Here is a 20,336-nt window from a genome sequence, read left to right as displayed (position 1 = left end):
ATTAATCAAAAATATAGAATGAAACACCTCTACCTTCTATCTGCACTTTCGCTTTTATTCTTGAACATAACCGCCCAGGAAAAAAAATGGGATGTTGAAAAATACCAGGGAACTACGAAAAATTTCACGCTAAATACCGATGAAGGAACCTGGATGAATTTGGACGTAAGTGCCGACGGACAGGAAATTGTTTTTGATTTATTGGGTGATATTTACACCATGCCCGTTTCTGGAGGTCAGGCTAAGCTAATTAGTGGTGGCATTGCTTACGACGTACAACCAAGGTTTAGTCCGAATGGAAAATATATTTCTTACACCAGCGATAAAAGTGGCGGTGACAATATTTGGATTATGAATCGTGATGGTTCAGGCAAAAAGCAGGTGACTAAGGAGAGCTTTAGGCTTTTAAATAATGCCACCTGGATGCCTAATAGCGAATATATTGTAGCCCGTAAACACTTTACAGCGGGCCGCTCATTAGGAGCGGGCGAAATGTGGATGTACAATATTAACGGCGGCGATGGCATTCAATTGACCAAACGCAAGAACGACCAGCAAGATGCAGGCGAGCCAAATGTTTCGCCAGATGGACGCTATCTCTATTTCAGTGAAGATGTTAGTCCGGGGCCAAACTTCGAATACAGTAAAGATCCAAACGGAACCATCTATGCCATCCGCCAGTTAGATTTAAACACCGGAAAATTAACTACCCTTATTAATCAACAAGGTGGCGCCTGCCGTCCGCAGGTTTCGCCTGATGGCAATTTAATTGCGTTTGTTAAGCGGGTTCGTTTAAAATCAACTCTTTATGTTCAAAATATCAAAACAGGAGAGGAATGGCCTGTTAACGAAGATTTATCTCACGACCAACAAGAAACCTGGGCTATTTTTGGTGTTTACCCTAACTTCGCCTGGACGCCAGATAGCAAAAGTTTAATATTTTACGCGAAGGGCAAAATCAGAAAAACAGAAATCGCTAGCCTGATAACATCAACTATTCCCTTTCAAGCCAATACCGTTCAAACGGTTCAGCAGGCCTTGCATTTCGAACAGCAAGTATACAGTAATGATTTCTCAGCAAAAATGTTGCGCCAGCTAACAACTTCTCCGGATGGAAAAATGATTGTATTTAACGCAGCTGGATTTTTATACAAGCAAGAGTTACCAACTGGAACACCTGAACGACTCACAAGCGGAATGGATTTCGAATTTGAGCCCAGTTTTAGTCCCGATGGCAAGTTTGTAATTTACACTACCTGGAGTGATGAACTCCGCGGAGCGATTAAAAGAACCGATATTAAATCTGGCAAAACAATTACTTTGAGCGATGAAAAAGGATTTTACTATTCTCCTCAATATTCTACCAAAGGTGATAAAATTGTGTTTAGAAAAGGAAGCGGTAATGATGTTTTAGGCTATAATTATGGTCGTGGAACGGGAATTTTTGTTATGCCTGCTGCTGGCGGTACCAAAACGTTGGTTTCAGATAACGGAATAAAACCATCTTTTAACAATTCTGATACGCGAATTTATTTCCAAAGTTATGCGGATGGTAAAAAGGCTTTAAAAAGTATCGATTTAAATGGTGCTAACGATAGAACACACTTTACATCACAATATGCAAATCAGTTTGCGGTGAGTCCTGATAATAAATGGCTCGCTTTTAATGAGCTTTTTAATGTATACGTCACCCCAATGATTAATGTAGGAACGGCCCAGGATGCATCGGCTGGAAATAAAGCCATTCCGGTAGCAAAAATTACAACAGATGGTGGTACTTACATGCAATGGAGCGCTGATAGCAAAAATCTTCATTGGACATTAGGCCCGAAATATTTCACTATTGATGTGAAAAATGCTTTCAATTTTGATGGTGCTACCCCGAAAACACAAGCCAGTTCAATTGATATCAACCTCACTTTAAAAAGTGATGCTCCTACCGGAATTGTAGCCCTAAAAGGCGCCCGAATTATTTCAATGAAAGGTGATGAAGTGATTGAAAACGGAACAATCTTAACAGATGGAAATAAAATTACCGCAATAGGGAAAGCTGATGCAGTGGCGATACCTGCAAATGCGAAGGTTATTGATGTAAACGGCAAAACAATTATGCCTGGAATTATTGATGTTCATGCGCATTTACGCACTAGTCCTGATGGGATTTCGCCACAAAATGATTGGAGCTACATGGCTAATTTAGCTTTCGGTGTAACCACTTCACATGATCCATCAAGCAATACTGAAATGGCTTTTAGCCAGAGTGAAATGCTAAAAGCAGGACGAATGGTTGGGCCAAGGTTATATTCGACCGGTTCTATTTTATACGGAGCCGATGGCGATTTCAAAGTGGTAATCAATAGTCTTGACGATGCATTGGCTAATTTGAAACGGCTTAAGGCAGTTGGCGCTTTTTCAGTAAAATCTTACAATCAGCCTCGCAGAGAACAGCGCCAGCAAATTTTGGAAGCTGCCCGACAGCTAAAAATGGAAGTGGTGCCAGAGGGCGGTTCTACATTTTTCCATAATATGAACATGGTTGCCGATGGACATACGGGAATTGAACACAGTATTCCGGTTTTACCGGTTTATAAAGATGTAACTACCCTTTGGAACAATACCACAGTAGGTTACACGCCAACATTAATCGTTGCATACGGAGGTCAGTGGGGAGAAAATTATTGGTACGATAGAACTAATGTTTGGGAGAATGAAAAGCTAATGACTTATACACCACGTTCGATTATTGATTCGAGGGCAAGACGCAGAACCACTTCAGAATACAGCGATTATAACCATATCGATATTGCAAAAGCCACTAAACAAATTGCAGATGGTGGTACAAAAGTAAACTTGGGTGCTCATGGGCAAATACAGGGTTTAGGTGCACACTGGGAACTCTGGATGTTTGTTCAAGGTGGATTTTCGCCATTGCAAGCCATTAGAAATGCGACTTTAAACGGCGCACATTATTTAGGCATGGACAAAGAAATTGGTTCATTGGAAGTTGGCAAATTAGCAGATTTAGTCATCATGGATGCCAATCCTTTAGACGACATCAGGAACTCGGAAAAAATTAAGTATGTGATGATTAACGGCAGACTGTATGATAGCGCCACCATGAATGAAGTGGGAACAAGAGAAAAACTTCGTAGCAAATTGTGGTTCGAAAGCGCAAAAGGCAACGGATTTGTAATTCCGAATAGCGAATCAGAAACATGGACTTTTACCGTTCCACATTGTGATTAATTTTTTCCCGCAGATTAAGAGGATTTACGCAGATTCTTTTAGTCTGCGGGATATGCGTTATCTGCGGGGAAATTTGGAAGTAAAATCACAAAACCAACAAACCAAATTCTCTTAAAGTATTCACAGGTTTTGAATACCAGAACAATTCAAAGTTTTCCATCTCTATTTCAAAATCTGCTTTAACTTCAGCAAAGGTGTAAACCTGTTCATTTGAGATGTGAATTTTATCTAAAATCGAAACCAACCATTCGCCTTCACTCTTATTGGTTTGAATTGTAAAGCTTTGTTTTTTATCATGAAAAGTTAACGATGCCATTTCCCAGCTATTCCCCTTTTTCGATTTGGTAAAATATTCAGCAGAGGGCTTCCCTCCTAACCAAGACACTTTAGCGGTTGGTTTAGTATGAAAATGACCATCATTGCTTAACGCACTTTCGATAAAATCAGCCGGAATTTTGGTTCTTGGGATCTTAAAATCGAACCAGTCTTGTAAGTCGTAATCAAAACAAATGCCATGCATAAAATTGAACAGCGACTTTTTCAACCCGTAACTAAACTTGTTGTGGTCGATGCCGGTTTTATCGAAGTAGTTAATGTCGTTATTAGCGAAAGTGCCAATTGCTTCTGTTTCCTTTACCACTCCAAACTTTTCGGGGTACATGCCAACGGGACTGTGTGCCGTCATTGCAAACTGATGCCAAAAGCCCGATTGCAGTACGCCAGCCTCAAATAGTTGACGAACCATTTCTAAACTATCTACAGTTTCCTGTATCGTTTGTGTGGGATAGCCATACATTAAATAAGCATGAACCATGATGCCTGCAGCTGTAAAGTTCCGCGTTACCCGGGCAACCTGTTCAACAGTTACACCTTTGTCGATCAGTTTCAGTAGCCTATCGGAGGCCACTTCCAGACCGCCTGAAACAGCAATGCAGCCCGATGCCTTTAGCAGCAAACATAAATCTGCTGTGAAACTTTTTTCAAACCGAATATTTGTCCACCAGGTAACTGCTAATTTCCTTCTGATAATTTCAAGTGCAACTTCACGCATCAGAGCAGGTGGAGCAGCCTCATCAACAAAATGAAACCCATTCTGCCCTGTCTTGGTATATAAATCTTCAATCCGATCAACAATTTGTTTGGCTTGAACTGGTTCGTAAACCTTTATATAATCCAGTGAGATGTCACAAAATGTGCATTTTCCCCAGTAGCATCCATGGGCCATGGTCAGTTTATTCCACCTGCCGTCACTCCACATTCGGTGCATTGGGTTTACGATTTCTATCACCGAAATGTATTGATCAAGCAACAATTCACTATAATCGGGCGTACCAACATCAGCTTGTTTGTAATCTTTTCTAAAGGAATCATTTTTGTAAACCACCTCGTCATTTTCCAACAAAAATGTACGCTTATACATTTGCATTTCCTTCGGCAAGGTTCCACTAATGTTTTGAATGAGCAAATCGATGGGCAATTCTCCATCATCCAAAGTGATGAAATCGAAAAATTCGAAAACACGTTTATCAGAAAGTGAGCGCAACTCCGTGTTTGGAAAGCCACCACCCATAGAAATTTTAATTTCAGGATAATTTGTTTTTACCCACTGCGCACACCGAAAAGCGCTATATAAATTGCCTGGGAAAGGAACAGAAATCAAAAATAACTTGGGCTCAATCGCTGCTATCTTATCCTGTAAAATTTCAATAAGAATTTGATCGATGTAAGTTGGTTCATTTTGTAACGCCGTATATAATTCATCGAAAGAATTGGCGCTCCTGCCTAAACGTTCTGCGTAGCGACTGAAACCGAAATTCTCATCCACACATTCTACAATATAATCGGAAATATCTTCGAGGTATAATGTTGCCAAGTGCTTCGCCTTATCCTGCGTTCCCATTGCTCCGAATGCCCAATCGAGTTCTTCTAATTGTTCAAAGCGAGCCGCCTGAGGAAGAAAATCCTCTCCACAAATTTGTAATGCCAACGTTGGATTTTTACCCTGAAGGAAGGCAATTACAGAATCAATAGTTTTCAGGTACTCATCCTTCAACGCGAAAATGCGCTTGGCATTATCACTTTTTAATTTCGAACTAGAAACTTCAAACAAATCAGCCAATCCATTTTTTGAAAACAATTCTAATATTACTTCAATCCCTAAGTCTGCTTGTGATGAGGAGATATTCTTAGTGTTTAAAAATCCTTTTATATACGCTGTTGCCGGATATGGAGTATTCAGTTGGGTAAATGGCGGCGTAATGGCGAAGATTTCGGTTTTCAAAAGATTTGTGTTTTTGCAAAAGTAAAGGAATTTTAGAACTTAGGGATTTATTATAAGTCAAATTTCCATGGTTTGTGTCATCACAGACCATTCGATAATTTTTATGTCTGGTTGTGTAAATACAGATTGAGGAGAAGCTATTGAGATGCTAAAAAAATTCAGCATGACGATTTGGTTGAGATAGCCGCTAAACTAAAACGCAAATCCAAGCGTTTTAAATGCATATCAATACCTTTTCTATCTGAATGAAATATTTTTACCTACTTACTTTTCTTTTAGCAACACATCTTTGTTTCGCTCAAAAAACATTCATTTTCCCTAGAGTGAAGCCGCAAGGCGTTTCTGTTGAGCAACTTACTCCTACAAACTGGGCAATAATTGAAACAGCAAATGGAGATTTAAATCACGATGGTGTTGAGGATATGGCTGTTGTTTTTGAGTTTGATAAAAAGATTGATGAGACCAGAACCTACGGGGATAATAATTCGGAAATTATAAAGGAAACGCAGAAACCAAGAATTTTAGCGATTTTTTTTAAAGATCATTCTACAGGAAATTTCCGCTTATCTACCCAGAATAACGATTTTATTCTGAGATCTGAAGAAGGCGGTAAACTCGGCGATCCGCTCAATCAAATCGGAATCAAAGATCAGCAGCTCTATTTGCGTTTTCAGGGAGGTGCAGAATGGCGCTGGGAACTGGGCTATACTTTTAAATTCGAAAACAAAGATTGGTTTCTAACCAGTGCAATAAACCTCTATTTTAACCAGAATACTGGTGATATGACCGAACGTGTTTACGATTTTAAAACGCGTGAATTATTTACTACGGTTGGGAATTTACACAGAAGAGATATCGCGAACCGAAAAACGAGTGAGGTTCTATATTTTTCTCAGTTGAGAACATTTAAAACATTCAAAAAGCCTTGGGCTTGGGAGATAATGCCTAATGTTTATTTATAGGGTTTGCCAATGAAAAACTTTTTGCCACGGAAACACAGAATACACGGAGATTTGGCATTTAATTAAGCGGTCGTCATTGCGAGGCACGAAGCAATCTAATCTATTGCAAAATTTATAAAGAATTGCTTCTTCACATTTTATGTAATAGATACATAACAACTTTTTTGCCACGGAAACACAGAATACACGGAGATTTGGCATTTAATAAAACGGCCGTCATTGCGAGGTATGAAGCAATCTTAATGCACTATGCTTATAGGAAAAAATATTAGAATTGCTTGATACCTCGCAAAGGCAATAGCGCTAAATATTCTGCGCAATTACGAAGCCACTTGCCCAGGCCCATTGGAAGTTATAACCACCCAGCCAACCCGTAACATCCATGCATTCCCCGCCAAAAAATAGACCTGGAATCTTTTTACATTCCAAAGTTTTGGATGAAATTTCATTGGTATCAATTCCGCCACGCATCACTTCTGCCTTATCATAACCTTTATCACCAGCTGGTTTCACTTTAAATTGATGGATCGTTTGTTCAATTAATTGGATTTCCGCATTCGTTAGGGCCGCAACAGGTTTAGTTAGCGGCAAAAATTTCCCTAAAGCATCAGTAAATTTCTTCGTATAAAAACGGTTTAACAAAGTGGATAAAAGTGTTTTCCCATTTGTTTGGCGTTCCTCAGATAATATTGAAACAATATTTTGACCGGGCAGCAGATTAAGATTTACGCTTTCTCCTCTTCTCCAGAATGAGGAAATTTGCAAAATTGCCGGACCGCTCAAACCCCAATGCGTAAACAATATATTTTCTTCGAAAGAAATTTCATCATTACTTACTTCACAAAAAACCGAATTGCCAGAAAGCTGAGCAAACCATTCTTCATCTTTCCCTGTGATGGTTAAAGGCACCAGCGCTGGTGCGGTTTCTACAATTTTCAAATCATGCTTCCGGGCAAAACGTAAAGCAAAATCTGTTGCACCCATTTTTTGAATGGGTAAACCGCCTGTAGCCACAACTAGTTTTGCGGCCGCTAGCGTGATGTTTTTTCCGTTCTTATCGTAAGTAACCCGAAAACCATCTGGTAATATCTCAATCTCTTTAACGTCGGCATTGCAGCGAATTTCCTGACCAAAATCTGCACAGATTGATGTGAAAACCTGCACCACATCTTTTGCATTTTTTTCATCGGGGAACAATTGTCCCAATGTTTTTTCCCTACCATGAATCCCATAAGTTTCGAAAAAACTTACGGTGTCATCTACCGTCCATTGCGTAAAAGCCGATTTAATAAAGTGGGGGTTTGCAGAAATAAATTGTTCTGCTGAAGCAAACTGGTTGGTATAATTGCAACGACCGCCACCAGAAATCAAAATCTTGGCGCCTGGTTTTTCATTCTTTTCCAGTACAATTACTTTCTTCCCCAGATAGCCCGCTTGTACCGCACACATTAACCCGCAAGCACCTGCACCAATAATTATTGCATCAGCATTCATTTTGCAAAGTTATAAGTTTTACCTTCTAAGTGGTTAGCAGAATCCTTTTTATAATAGCCGCGATTGTAGTGGAAATACTTTTTGAAGCAGCGTCTTCGGCATGTTAAAAACTGACAATAACAAAAAGATTGGAACGTAAAGCGGGACTGCATTTCAATTTTCGCACTGTTTTTGCGCTACAAAACCTTTTCGATTTAGTGCGATAAAAGGCCTGTTGAAGTTTATTTTTTGCTATTTTTGCGATTCAAAAAATCTACTTTATTAATGGCAAAACAGATTAGCGAATTAAAGTTAGGTATTCTTGGTGGCGGTCAGTTGGGCAGAATGCTCATTCAGCAAGCCATTAACTATAACGTTACCTCTTTAGTTTTAGACCCTGACCCTGATGCTCCTTGCAAACACATTGCAAATTATTTTGAAAACGGTTCGATTACCGATTTTGACACCGTTTATAACTTTGGAAAGAAAGCCGATATTATTACCATAGAAATTGAAAAGGTAAATATTGATGCTTTAGAACAGCTGGAAAAAGAAGGCAAACAAGTTTTTCCACAGTCAAGAGTAATTCGTTTAATTCAGGATAAAGGCGTCCAAAAGCAGTTTTTTAAAGAGAACGATATTCCTACCTCTCCTTTTCATATCGCAAATACCAAAGAGGATATGTTAAATAGTGCTATCCCCTATCCTTATATTTTAAAGTTGCGTAAAGATGGCTACGATGGCAAAGGGGTAATGAAAATTAATGGTGCTGCCGATTTAGATAAGGCGTTTGATGCACCATGTATTGTAGAAAAATTGGTTGATTTTGAAAAGGAAGTTGCCGTGATTGTTGCCCGAAATTCGAATGGCGACATGAAAACCTTCCCAATGGTGGAGATGGAATTTAATCCTGAAGCCAACCTGGTTGAGTTTCTTATTTCGCCCTCAACTTTTGCAGAAAGCCTGCAACAAAAAGCTGAAAACATTGCAAAAAGCATCGCGTCTGCAATGAATATTACTGGTATTTTGGCAGTAGAAATGTTTGTTTGTAGTGATGGTGAACTTTTGGTAAACGAAGTGGCGCCGCGTCCACACAATAGCGGGCACCAAACAATTGAAGGAAATTATGTTTCTCAATTTGAACAACATTTGCGCTCAATTTATAATTTGCCGCTTGGCGATACCACAAGCATTACCAATGCAGTGATGATTAATTTGCTGGGTGAAAAAGGTTCGGAAGGTGTAGCTAAATATGAAAATCTGGAGAAGATTTTGGCCATTGATGGCGTTTTCGTCCATCTTTACGGTAAAAAATATACCAAACCGTTTCGTAAAATGGGCCATGTAACTATTGTTGATATCGATAGAGATAAAGCTATCGAAAAAGCTAGATATGTACAGAAAACGTTGAAGGTGATTGCGTAGAAGATTTAAGAGTAAGGAACAAAGAGTAAAGATTTTAAAGTTAAAACATAAAAAATGAGTGCGAGAGTTGGAATAATTATGGGCAGCAAATCTGATTTGCCTGTTATGCAAGATGCTGCTGATATATTAAAAGAATTCGGAATTGAATATGAAATTACCGTAGTTTCTGCACATAGAACTCCTGAACGGATGTTCAATTATGCTAAAGAGGCACAAGCACGAGGTTTAAAAGTGATTATTGCTGGTGCCGGCGGTGCTGCACATTTACCTGGAATGGTAGCCTCGATCACAACTTTACCTGTAATTGGTGTGCCGGTAAAATCATCTAATTCTATTGATGGATGGGATAGTATTTTATCCATCCTACAAATGCCAAACGGTATTCCCGTGGCTACGGTTGCATTAAATGCGGCGAAAAATGCAGGTTTGTTGGCTGCTCAAATTTTAGCTACAGCTGATGAATCGTTAACTGTAAAAATGCAGGACTATAAAGATGAGCTTAGAAGAAAAGTGGAAGAAAGTGCTGCTGAGATAAGCGGACTATAAAGATTAGGTTGAGCTTGTCGTGGCTTAATATTCTTCGACAAGCTCAATATTAATTTAAGCTGGGATCTATTGGAAAATTGCTTACATGGGCATATTTCGGACCCAGGTTTACAATTACATCTCTCCAAAGTTTTTCTTCATCATTGCCGAAAATAATTTCCGGATGTGAGATGTCGCTCACCATCCAGGCATTCTGCTCCAGCTCTCTTGCTAATTGTCCGTTATCCCAACCTGAGTAACCCATAAAAAACTTAATCTCGCTTTCGTCAATCGCATTGTTGTTGATTAAAATTTTTAGAGTTTCAAAATTTCCTCCCCAATAAATACCATTTCCAATTTCTTCACCGCTTTGCAACTTATCATAAGCCCGGTGAATGAAGTGAAGAGTATCTGCGGCAACCGGCCCACCAAAATAGATATGGTTATTGGCTTCCCATAAATCTTGAATCACATCTTTAACCAGCAAGTTTCCCATCTGATTTAAAATATAGCCAACTGTTCCATCTTCTCCGTGCTCGGTTAATAACACCACCGAACGTTTAAAATTAGGATCAGCCATAAAGGGTTCAGAAATTAATAATCTTCCGGTTTTTGGTTTTATATTGTTCAGCATCACGATAATCATTTGAAGCACCATAAAAGATGCCTATTTTTGTTCTATGCAAGTTACAAACGAATTTCTACAAAACCTGCGCCAAGATTATAAAAGCGCCACGTTAGATGAAGCTGACGTAGATAACAATCCTATTACGCAATTTCAAAAGTGGTTTGAAAATGCTGTTGAAGCACGAGTTTATGAACCAAATGTGATGACATTGGCCACAGCTGACAAAGCCGGCCGACCAGATGCCAGGATTGTGTTACTAAAAGGCGTTGATGAAAATGGTTTCAGATTTTTCACTAACTATTTAAGTGCCAAGGGTAAGGAGTTGAAACGTAACCCCTACGCGGCATTGGTTTTCTTCTGGCCAGATTTAGAACGCCAGGTTAGAATTGAAGGCACGGTAGAAAAACTAGATAAAGAAACCTCTGAAGAATATTTTGTAACCAGGCCAGTAGCCAGTCAGATTGGTGCGGTAGCCTCTCCACAAAGTCAGGTTATTCCCGACAGAAAATTTTTAGAAGAAAAGTTTGAAGAGCTGAAAGAAAAAAGCGAGGGTAAAAGTATCGCCAAGCCGGCACACTGGGGTGGATATATTGTAAAGCCAACTCGCATAGAATTTTGGCAAGGTCGCCGAAGCAGGTTGCACGATAGAATTAATTTTGAACTTATTAAGGGTAGATGGGTTAAAAGCAGGTTAGCGCCATAAAGTGTTTTCGAATAAATAGAGATCTGCTATCCAGCCAGATCTCTATTTTAACTAATCATTAACTAACCTAAATGATACTAGGAAGTGCTGTTATAAAGACGTCATTACTGAAAACTTGACGATTATTTTCTATCATTATCAAGCAATCGAAAGGCTTATTTGTTTTGTTGGTCAATCAGATTTTTGTCAGAAATAAGATGCAAATCTATATCGAAAAACATAATTGTTCTGTAACCAGCACAATACTTTCAGCAATAGTAATATCTTTGGAAACTTCGAAAATAAAACATTACAGAAACCCTAACCAAAATTTTAATGATTAAAAATATTTCAGTTATAGGATCAGGAACTATGGGTAATGGAATTGCACATGTGTTCGCTCAATTTAATTACTCGGTTAGTTTGGTAGATATAAATCAGACAGCCCTCGATCAAGCCATACAAACCATTACTAAAAACTTAGACCGACAGGTTGCAAAAGGACTAATTACTGAAGATCAAAAAACACTAACACTAAAGAACATTTCTACGTTCACGTCGATAAAAGAAGGCGTTAAACATGCTGATTTAATAGTGGAGGCAGCTACGGAAAATATAGAATTAAAGCTTCAAATTTTTAAAGATCTGGATGATGCAGCACCAGAAAATGCTATCCTGGCTTCAAACACATCATCTATTTCAATTACTAAAATCGCCGCTGCCACTAATCGTGGAGATAAGGTAATTGGTATGCATTTTATGAACCCAGTGACGGTGATGAAATTGGTTGAGGTGATTCGGGGATATCAAACCAGCGATGAAACGACTCAAACGATTATGTCGCTTTCTAAAAGCCTTGAAAAAACGCCTGTTGAAGTGAATGATTATCCGGGTTTTGTAGCCAATAGAATTTTGATGCCCATGATTAACGAAGCAATATACACCTTATACGAAGGCGTTGCCGGTGTTTACGAAATCGATACTGTAATGAAATTAGGAATGGCTCACCCTATGGGTCCGTTGCAACTGGCAGATTTTATAGGTTTAGACGTATGTTTAGCAATATTAAAAGTTCTTCATGATGGATTTGGAAATCCTAAATATGCACCATGTCCGTTATTAGTTAATATGGTTGCTGCCGGAAAAAAAGGCGCAAAATCAGGTGAAGGTTTTTATAAATATACAGCTGGATCAAAAGAATTGGTAGTTGCTGATAAATTCAAATAATCCTAATTTTTTTAGCATTTAATTTTATATTTGCTGTATGAACGAAAATCTTGATCCAGATGCAAGCAGCTTAAGTCCTACAGACAAAGATATTGAACGGGTATTAAGACCACAGGCTTTTGAAGATTTTACCGGGCAAGAGAAAGTGATGGAAAACCTTCGGATTTTTGTTCAGGCTGCAAAACTTCGTGGCGAAGCCCTTGATCACGTTTTATTACACGGGCCTCCGGGATTAGGGAAAACCACACTATCTTATATCATTGCCAATGAGATGGGTGCCGGCATTAAGGTAACTTCTGGTCCTGTATTGGATAAACCGGGCGATTTGGCGGGTTTGCTAACCGGTTTAGATACAGGCGATATCCTTTTCATTGATGAAATCCATCGACTATCACCTTTGGTTGAAGAATACCTCTATTCTGCCATGGAGGATTTTAAAATCGATATTATGCTCGAAACCGGGCCTAATGCCCGTTCTGTGCAGATTTCACTCAATCCGTTTACGCTTGTTGGCGCAACAACCCGTTCAGGTTTGTTAACTGCACCACTACGGGCTCGTTTCGGTATCAATTGTCGTCTGGCTTATTATGATGCCAAGCTTTTAACTACAATCGTTCTTCGTTCTTCTGATATTCTTAATACACCAATTGACGACGAAGGCGCTTATGAAATTGCCCGTCGTAGTCGTGGAACGCCCCGTATTGCAAACGCACTTTTGCGTAGAACAAGAGATTTTGCACAAATAAAAGGAAATGGAAATATCGATCCTGAAATAGCAAACTATGCCTTAAATGCTCTAAATGTTGATGAACATGGTTTAGATGAAATGGATAATAAAATCCTGTCTACTATTATTGATAAATTTAAAGGAGGCCCAGTGGGTTTAAAAACTATAGCGACTGCAGTTGGAGAAGATGAAGGCACAATTGAAGAGGTTTACGAACCTTTTTTAATTCAGGAAGGTTACATTATGCGTACCTCTCGGGGAAGAGAAGTGACCGAAGCTGCTTACAAACATTTGAAAAAGAATTATCCTGGGCAAACTGGAAAGTTGTTTTAAGTTATTTTCCCGCAGATTTCAATAGATAAAAATCGCAGATTTAAACTGAAATTTTGAGCCTCCACGTATGCGTGTCAAAGTTTGATCTTCTTAGATCTGCGCATCTTATCAGCGAAAATCAGCGGGAACGAACTAGATACATTAGAGCCTATTAACTTTTCTAAAAATGCTATCCGCTATATTGTCTGTATTAAAATTCACAAGTAAACCCAATTTCAATCCAGACAATTCAAGGTAAGTCAACAATTGTTTGTAATGAACATTTGCAATCATCTCAACAGATTTGATTTCAACAATAACCTTTTGCCCTACAACAAATCAAGCCGATAACCAACACCTATTTTTAAATCTTCATAAATTAGAGGCAATGCGACCTGACTCTTCACTTCCAACTCCTCTTTTAAAAGTTCGTATTTTAATGCTACTTCATAAGCCGACTCCAACAAACCTGGACCTAAAGCATTATAAACTTTGAATATACAACCTCGAATAACATATGATAATTCATTTTCTGTCATTTATAAACTTAAAAAATATTCCTTAAAAGAGTATCTTCAAAAACTAATGGCTTCCAATTTACAAAAACATTAAACTAACTTTTCTGTTCCTTATCTATAAAACCAACAAATTATGAATATCGAATTACGTAAGCTCACGCTTGAAGATTATGCCGATTTAAAAGAATCAATGTTACAAGCCTACGATAGCATGGGTGGTTCAATCTGGCCAAAATCAAGCATTGCTAAATTATTAAGTATCTTCCCCGAAGGACAGCTTTGTATTGCTGTTGATGATAAAGTAGTAGCTTGTTCACTTTCAATCATTGTAGAATACGACGAATATGGCGATAGACATACTTACAAACTAATTACCGGCGATTACTCTTTCAGCACTCACGATGCTAATGGTGATACACTATATGGAATTGAAATATTTGTTCACCCTGAATTTAGAGGCTTAAGATTAGGACGCAGACTTTATGAAGCACGTAAAGAGCTTTGCGAGAGCTTAAATTTAAAAAGCATTATCGCTGGTGGAAGAATTCCTGGTTATCATACCTATTCAGAAACTTTAACGCCAAGGCAATACATCGATAAAGTAAAGGCTAAGGAAATCTATGATCCTACCCTAACCTTTCAAATCTCTAATGATTTTCACGTTAGAAAAGTATTGAAAAATTATCTTCCCGGCGATAAGGAATCGAAAGAATATGCCACGTTAATTGAGTGGAATAATATCTATTATCAGGGTATCGATGCTTCTGCCCGTTCAGCAATGACCATTCGCTTAGGTTTGGTGCAGTGGGAAATGCGTTTGTTTCCAGATATGGACGTTTTTTATGAGCAAGTGGAATTTTTTGTCGATGCGTTAAGTGGTTACAAATCCGATTTCATTATGTTCCCGGAGCTGTTTAATACTCCGTTGCTACAGCCTTACAACCATCTTCCAGAAATTGAAGCCATGCGTAAACTGGCAGAGAAAACTCAGGAAATTGTGGACAGAATGCATGAGTATGCCTTAAGCTACAATGTGAATATTATTACCGGAAGCATGCCTTTACTTGACGGAGGAAAACTTTATAATGCAACCTATTTATGCCATAGAACAGGAAAAATCGATGAGTACAGAAAGATTCACATCACCCCCAACGAACAAAAATATTATGGAATGATTGGTGGCGACAAGGTGCAGGTATTTGATACCGACTGTGGTAAAATCGGCATTTTAATTTGTTATGATGTAGAATTCCCTGAATTAAGCCGCATTTATGCAGATCAGGGGATGCAGATTTTGTTCGTACCTTTCTTAACCGATACACAAAATGGCTATACACGGGTACGCCATTGTGCACAGGCAAGGGCGATAGAAAATGAATGTTATGTCGCTATAGCAGGCTGCGTTGGCAATTTACCAAAGGTGAACAATATGGATATTCAATTTGCACAATCTGCTGTTTTCACCCCTTCTGATTTCGCTTTTCCCACCAATGCAGTGAAAGCAGAGGCCACTCCAAACACAGAAATGGTTTTGGTGGTCGATGTAGATTTGCATCTTCTCGACGAATTGCACCATTATGGAACAGTTAAAGTATTAAAAGATAGACGAAACGACTTGTATCAAGTAAAACTGCTTAAATAGTTTTTGAAGCGCAAGTTTCTGCAGCTTATAAAATTTGTTCCCGCCTTTTGCTAAATCCCGGTCCTTAGGTGCTCACTGATCGTTTGATGAATCGGGATATCGCTTTCAGTCGGGGCTAATTACCTAAACCAGAAGTTATTTAAACAAAAAAAAACGCCGGTCGCATCAACAACCGGCGTTTAATTATAATCTAAAGCTAATTACTTTTTCATTGCAAACCATACTATCAATCCGATAATAACTGCTATTGGGATGATCCATTTTAAAACAGAACCTGCCCCATTTTCATCACGCTCTGTAACTGCAGGTTGTGCTGGTCCTGGATCTTCTTTATGGTTTTCGTAATCTTGTTCTATCGGTTTAGGAGCTTCTCCCGATTCCGTATGTTTTGGATCTATGTTTTCCATTTATGTTGTGAGTTAAGTTCCTTTTAATCCAATTCATCGAATTTTGAAGAACTGCAAATTAATTAATTTAGTTTTCTGTAGATAGAACAAGTGATTGTTAAAAAGGTTTTGCTTCCTAAGCCTTATCTTTGTATTTCGTGTTTAGTAATACTGCAAAATATAGCCAACAAATTAAAGATGAAGCCCTTCGTTTGGGTTTTTTGTCTTGCGGCATTTCAAAAGCAGAATTTTTAGAAGAAGAAGCACCCAGACTAGAAAAATGGCTAGCTCAAAACCATCACGGCGAAATGAAATACATGGAAAACCATTTCGATAAACGTCTTGATCCCCGCCTTCTGGTTGATGATGCAAAGTCAGTAATCTCTTTATCGTTAAATTATTATACTGATGAAAAACAGGTAGATCCGGAGGCGCCAAAAATTTCAAAATATGCCTACGGGCAAGATTACCATCATGTGATAAAAGATAAATTGAAAGCACTTTTGCAATTTATTCAGGAACATATTGGAGAGGTTTCTGGAAGAGCTTTCGTAGATTCGGCTCCAGTTTTAGACCGGGCATGGGCAAAAAAATCAGGTATTGGATGGATTGGGAAAAACTCAAATTTAATCAGCAAAAAAGAGGGGTCTTTTTTCTTTTTGGCAGAATTGATTGTCGATTTAGAGCTGGATTATGATCACGCTTTCCAAACTGATCATTGTGGCACCTGCACCCGTTGCCTAGATGCTTGCCCCACTGATGCGATTATTGCACCACAAGTGGTAGACGGAACCAAATGTATTTCCTACCTCACTATCGAATTGAAAAATGAAATCCCAACTGAATTTAAGGATAAAATGAGCAATTGGGCATTTGGATGTGATATTTGCCAGGACGTTTGCCCATGGAACCGGTTTTCGAAAGTACATAACGAACCTGCTTTCGAACCTGAAAACGGCTTGTTGGATTTAACAAAGGAAGATCTTATCGAAATAACCGACGAAGTTTTTAAAAAGGTTTTTAAAGGGTCGGCTGTTAAACGCACCAAACTTGTTGGCCTGAAAAGGAATATAGATTTTTTACAATCTTAGGCTTCCCCATTAAAAATTGGGCTTTCAAAAAAATGGAGAAATCTTTAGAACTTGTCGCCAAATTCTAAAAATTTCTCCCCTCTATAAACAAATATCAAAACGATTTATCCTGCGATAAATCCTTCAGCTTTTTCTAAAACCGCTGTTAAACCAGCAGGATTTTTACCTCCGGCAGTGGCATAGAATGGCTGTCCACCGCCTCCACCTTGAATTTCTTTACCAAGCTCTCGCACAATATTCGATGCATTCATTCCTTTTTTCACCAAATCATCTGATAGCATTACCGTTATTCCAGGTTTTCCCTCAATTTCTGTAGTGAAAACTAGAAACAGATTATCAATCATATCTTTCAACGAAAAAGCAAGATTTTTAATAGCATCGGCACTTTGTAAGTCGATGTGTTTTGCAATTAAGTTAACGCCATTTATTCCACGAACGTGGTGAACGATTTCATGTTTCAAGGCGCCCACACGTTCTAAAGTAGATTTTTCGATCTCTTTTTTAAGCTTTGTATTTTCGTCAAGTAAAGCTTGAACCGATGCAGATAAGTCTTTAGATCCGTTTAGCAATGCTTTCAAATGGCCAAGTTCTTTACGTTGATCAAGGAAATACTGTTCTGCTTTATCTGCAGTAATTGCCTCAATTCTGCGTACTCCAGCCGCAACAGCACTTTCAGAAATGATCTTAAAAGAACCGATTTGACCTGTTGCCTTTACGTGTGTACCACCGCAAAGCTCTTTTGAGAAATGGTCATCGAAGGTAATCATACGAACGAAATCACCGTATTTTTCGCCGAACAACGCAGTTACCCCGCTTTCAATCGCATCTTGATAAGGCACATTTCTTTGCTCTTTTAATTTAATGTTCTGTCTGATCTTCTGATTTACAATTACCTCAATCTGAGCCAATTCTTCATCGGTTACTTTAGCGAAATGAGAAAAATCAAAACGTAGATAATCAGGATTTACCAATGAACCTTTTTGATTTACATGTTTACCTAAAACTTGTTTCAAAGCAGCATGCAATAAGTGCGTTGCCGAGTGATTGTCCTCCGTTAAAACACGTTTATCTTCATCAACGACTGCCCAAAATTTACCTTCCAGGTTGTCAGGAAGCAAATCTGTAAAGTGTACCGTTAAGCCATTTTCTTTTTTAGTATCTGTAATATCAACCCAAAACTGGCGACTATGATCTTCTAAACGACCGGTATCTCCCACCTGACCACCGCTTTCGGCATAGAAAGGCGTCTGCCGCAAAACAATTTGATATTGCTCTTTTCCTTTAGCTTTAACTTTACGGTATTTTAAAATCTCGGTTTCAATTTCTAAATCATCGTAACCCACAAATTCGCTTTGGTCATCAGCGTTTACAATAATCCAATCGCCTGTATCTATTGTAGTAGCAGCACGACTATCATCTTTTTGTTTTTGAAGCGCTTGCTCATATCCAGCTAAATCAACACTCCAACCTTTTTCCCTAGCCATTAATTCTGTTAAATCGATAGGAAAGCCGAAGGTATCAGATAATTCAAAAGCGAAATTTCCTTCTACTAAATTATTCGCTGCCTGATATCTTTCGAAACGTTGAATACCAGTGGATAAAGTCCTCAAGAAAGAAACCTCCTCTTCCAGCACAACTTTCTGAACGAAATCCTGTTGTGAAATCAACTCATCAAAAACACCTTTAAATTGTTCGGCCAATAGCGGAACCAGCTGATTTAAAAATGGCTCCTTAAAGTTTAAAAAAGTATAGGCATAACGCACAGCACGACGTAAAATCCTGCGGATAACGTAACCAGCTTTATTATTTGATGGCAACTGTCCATCTGCAATTACAAACGAGATGGCACGAATGTGATCAGCCATTACACGCATGGCAACGTCAGTTTTTTCGTCAGCACCATATTTAATCCCCGATTTTTCAGCAATAAACTGAATCATCAGTTGGAAAACATCAGTATCGTAGTTTGATGTTTTCTCCTGTAAAACCCGCACCAAACGCTCGAAACCCATTCCGGTATCAACATGTTTGGCTGGCAAACTTTGCAACGAACCATTTTTTAAACGGTTAAATTGCATAAATACATTGTTCCATATTTCAATTACCTGCGGATGATCGGCATTTACCAATGTGGCCCCATCAACTAAAGCTTTTTCCTCATCAATACGGCAATCTACATGGATTTCAGAACAAGGACCACAAGGACCGGTATCGCCCATTTCCCAGAAATTATCTTTTTTATTTCCTGGTAAAATATGGCTTTCATCCACATATTGTTTCCAAAGGTCATAAGCTTCCTGATCTTTCTCTAACCCCTCCTTTTCATCACCCTCAAAATAGGTAACGTATAATTTTTCTTTCGGAATTTTGTAAACTTCAGTCAATAACTCCCAGCTCCAGGCAATTGCATCTTTCTTAAAGTAGTCGCCAAAACTCCAGTTGCCCAACATTTCGAACATGGTATGGTGATAAGTATCAATACCCACCTCTTCCAAATCGTTGTGTTTTCCAGATACACGCAAACAGCGTTGAGTATCAGCAACTCTCGAATATTTTATAGCAGCTTCACCCAAAAACAAATCTTTAAATTGATTCATTCCGGCATTGGTGAACATCAAAGTTGGGTCGTTTTTCACAACAATTGGCGCCGATGGAACGATATGATGTTGTTTCTGTTCGAAAAAATTTAGGAAGGCTTGTCTAATTTCTTTAGCTGTCATTACTTTATGATTGGAGGAACAAAATTAAAATTTTATTGCGTTAATAAGGAAAAATCGCATTACATTTGAATACTTTAATTAATCGTTGTAATACCCTAATAATCAAGCACAATTTATGCCCTATAAAGAAAGAGAGATTAATAAAATGTATTATACCATGGGTGAAGTGACTGAAATGTTTAATGTGAACGCTTCACAAATCCGTTTTTACGAAAAGGAATTCGACATTCTTCAACCCAAGAAAAACAAAAAAGGCAACCGATTATTTACTCCTGAAGATATTGAAAACCTAAAAATTATTTTCAACCTTGTTGATGAAAAAGGTTTCACTTTAAAGGGAGCAAAAGAGCATTTAAAAAATAATAAAGGCGATGTTAAAGAGAATCAAAGAATTATTGATTCATTAGAAAAACTAAAGGGATTTCTAGTCAACCTAGCGCAGGAGTTGTAAAAACAGATCTTGTTCGAAATTGTAGCAAATACACATCTTC

At 38.4% G+C, this 20,336-nt stretch carries 15 protein-coding genes and 1 pseudogene; 10 read left to right on the top strand and 6 right to left on the bottom strand.

The window, feature by feature from the left end; translation table 11 throughout:
* The first annotated feature begins 18 nt into the window (after positions 1 to 18).
* Positions 19 to 3,246, top strand: a complete 3,228-nt coding sequence (locus OQZ33_RS08715; protein ID WP_265798656.1) for an amidohydrolase family protein — start codon at positions 19 to 21, stop codon at positions 3,244 to 3,246.
* An 85-nt stretch (positions 3,247 to 3,331) separates the two neighbouring features.
* Here the strand turns inward: OQZ33_RS08715 and OQZ33_RS08710 are convergent, their stop codons facing one another.
* A complete protein-coding gene (locus OQZ33_RS08710; RefSeq protein ID WP_265798655.1) occupies positions 3,332 to 5,527 on the bottom strand; it encodes a B12-binding domain-containing radical SAM protein in 2,196 nt (731 codons plus the stop codon).
* Positions 5,528 to 5,772: 245 nt separating this feature from the next.
* On the opposite strand from OQZ33_RS08710, the gene OQZ33_RS08705 reads away from it, so the two are divergent.
* Positions 5,773 to 6,489 carry a hypothetical protein gene (locus tag OQZ33_RS08705; protein WP_265798654.1) on the top strand — a complete coding sequence of 239 codons (717 nt, stop codon included), beginning with the start codon at positions 5,773 to 5,775 and terminating at the stop codon, positions 6,487 to 6,489.
* 303 nt (positions 6,490 to 6,792) lie between these two features.
* Here OQZ33_RS08705 and OQZ33_RS08700 read toward each other — a convergent pair whose 3' ends face one another.
* Complete coding sequence (locus OQZ33_RS08700) at positions 6,793 to 7,983, bottom strand: NAD(P)/FAD-dependent oxidoreductase (protein WP_265798653.1); 1,191 nt, start codon at positions 7,981 to 7,983, stop codon at positions 6,793 to 6,795.
* Positions 7,984 to 8,247: 264 nt separating this feature from the next.
* Between OQZ33_RS08700 and OQZ33_RS08695 the strand changes: the two genes are divergently transcribed.
* Positions 8,248 to 9,387 (top strand): 5-(carboxyamino)imidazole ribonucleotide synthase, encoded by a 1,140-nt coding sequence (locus tag OQZ33_RS08695; protein ID WP_265798652.1) that lies wholly within the window; start codon positions 8,248 to 8,250, stop codon positions 9,385 to 9,387.
* Positions 9,388 to 9,441: 54 nt separating this feature from the next.
* Complete coding sequence (gene purE / locus OQZ33_RS08690) at positions 9,442 to 9,933, top strand: 5-(carboxyamino)imidazole ribonucleotide mutase (RefSeq protein ID WP_265798651.1); 492 nt, start codon at positions 9,442 to 9,444, stop codon at positions 9,931 to 9,933.
* Between the two features lie 49 nt (positions 9,934 to 9,982).
* On the opposite strand, the gene OQZ33_RS08685 is transcribed toward purE, so the two are convergent.
* Positions 9,983 to 10,546: a YqgE/AlgH family protein gene (locus tag OQZ33_RS08685; protein ID WP_265798650.1), complete on the bottom strand. Its 564-nt coding sequence runs from the start codon at positions 10,544 to 10,546 to the stop codon at positions 9,983 to 9,985.
* Between the two features lie 46 nt (positions 10,547 to 10,592).
* Here OQZ33_RS08685 and pdxH point away from each other — a divergent pair, with 46 nt between their 5' ends.
* The 3 genes from pdxH (at position 10,593) to ruvB (ending at position 13,509) form a co-directional block, all read left to right on the top strand.
* The gene (gene pdxH, locus OQZ33_RS08680) at positions 10,593 to 11,243 is read left to right on the top strand and encodes a pyridoxamine 5'-phosphate oxidase (RefSeq protein WP_265798649.1); all 651 of its coding nucleotides are present in this window, start codon (positions 10,593 to 10,595) and stop codon (positions 11,241 to 11,243) included.
* Between the two features lie 315 nt (positions 11,244 to 11,558).
* On the top strand, positions 11,559 to 12,449 hold the full coding sequence (locus tag OQZ33_RS08675) for a 3-hydroxyacyl-CoA dehydrogenase family protein (protein WP_265798648.1): 891 nt from the start codon (positions 11,559 to 11,561) through the stop codon (positions 12,447 to 12,449).
* 37 nt (positions 12,450 to 12,486) lie between these two features.
* Positions 12,487 to 13,509, top strand: a complete 1,023-nt coding sequence (gene ruvB / locus OQZ33_RS08670; RefSeq protein WP_056848828.1) for a Holliday junction branch migration DNA helicase RuvB — start codon at positions 12,487 to 12,489, stop codon at positions 13,507 to 13,509.
* A 141-nt stretch (positions 13,510 to 13,650) separates the two neighbouring features.
* Here the strand turns inward: ruvB and OQZ33_RS24290 are convergent.
* A pseudogene (locus tag OQZ33_RS24290) lies at positions 13,651 to 14,027 on the bottom strand (GxxExxY protein).
* Between the two features lie 112 nt (positions 14,028 to 14,139).
* Here OQZ33_RS24290 and OQZ33_RS08660 point away from each other — a divergent pair.
* Positions 14,140 to 15,648 carry a carbon-nitrogen hydrolase family protein gene (locus OQZ33_RS08660; protein WP_265798647.1) on the top strand — a complete coding sequence of 503 codons (1,509 nt, stop codon included), beginning with the start codon at positions 14,140 to 14,142 and terminating at the stop codon, positions 15,646 to 15,648.
* Between the two features lie 200 nt (positions 15,649 to 15,848).
* On the opposite strand, the gene OQZ33_RS08655 is transcribed toward OQZ33_RS08660, so the two are convergent.
* The gene (locus OQZ33_RS08655) at positions 15,849 to 16,055 is read right to left on the bottom strand and encodes a hypothetical protein (protein WP_056848826.1); all 207 of its coding nucleotides are present in this window, start codon (positions 16,053 to 16,055) and stop codon (positions 15,849 to 15,851) included.
* 137 nt (positions 16,056 to 16,192) lie between these two features.
* On the opposite strand from OQZ33_RS08655, the gene queG reads away from it, so the two are divergent.
* Entirely contained in the window at positions 16,193 to 17,125 is a 933-nt protein-coding gene (gene queG / locus OQZ33_RS08650) for a tRNA epoxyqueuosine(34) reductase QueG (protein ID WP_265798646.1), read from the top strand.
* 104 nt (positions 17,126 to 17,229) lie between these two features.
* On the opposite strand, the gene alaS is transcribed toward queG, so the two are convergent.
* Positions 17,230 to 19,845: an alanine--tRNA ligase gene (gene alaS, locus OQZ33_RS08645; RefSeq protein ID WP_265798645.1), complete on the bottom strand. Its 2,616-nt coding sequence runs from the start codon at positions 19,843 to 19,845 to the stop codon at positions 17,230 to 17,232.
* Positions 19,846 to 19,960: 115 nt separating this feature from the next.
* Between alaS and OQZ33_RS08640 the strand changes: the two genes are divergently transcribed.
* The gene (locus tag OQZ33_RS08640) at positions 19,961 to 20,296 is read left to right on the top strand and encodes a MerR family transcriptional regulator (RefSeq protein WP_056848823.1); all 336 of its coding nucleotides are present in this window, start codon (positions 19,961 to 19,963) and stop codon (positions 20,294 to 20,296) included.
* The last annotated feature ends 40 nt before the right edge of the window (positions 20,297 to 20,336 follow it).

The organism is Pedobacter sp. MC2016-05, from assembly GCF_026239735.1.
In the GTDB taxonomy this organism is placed as follows: domain Bacteria; phylum Bacteroidota; class Bacteroidia; order Sphingobacteriales; family Sphingobacteriaceae; genus Pedobacter.
This window is presented reverse-complemented; position numbering and strand designations above follow the sequence as displayed.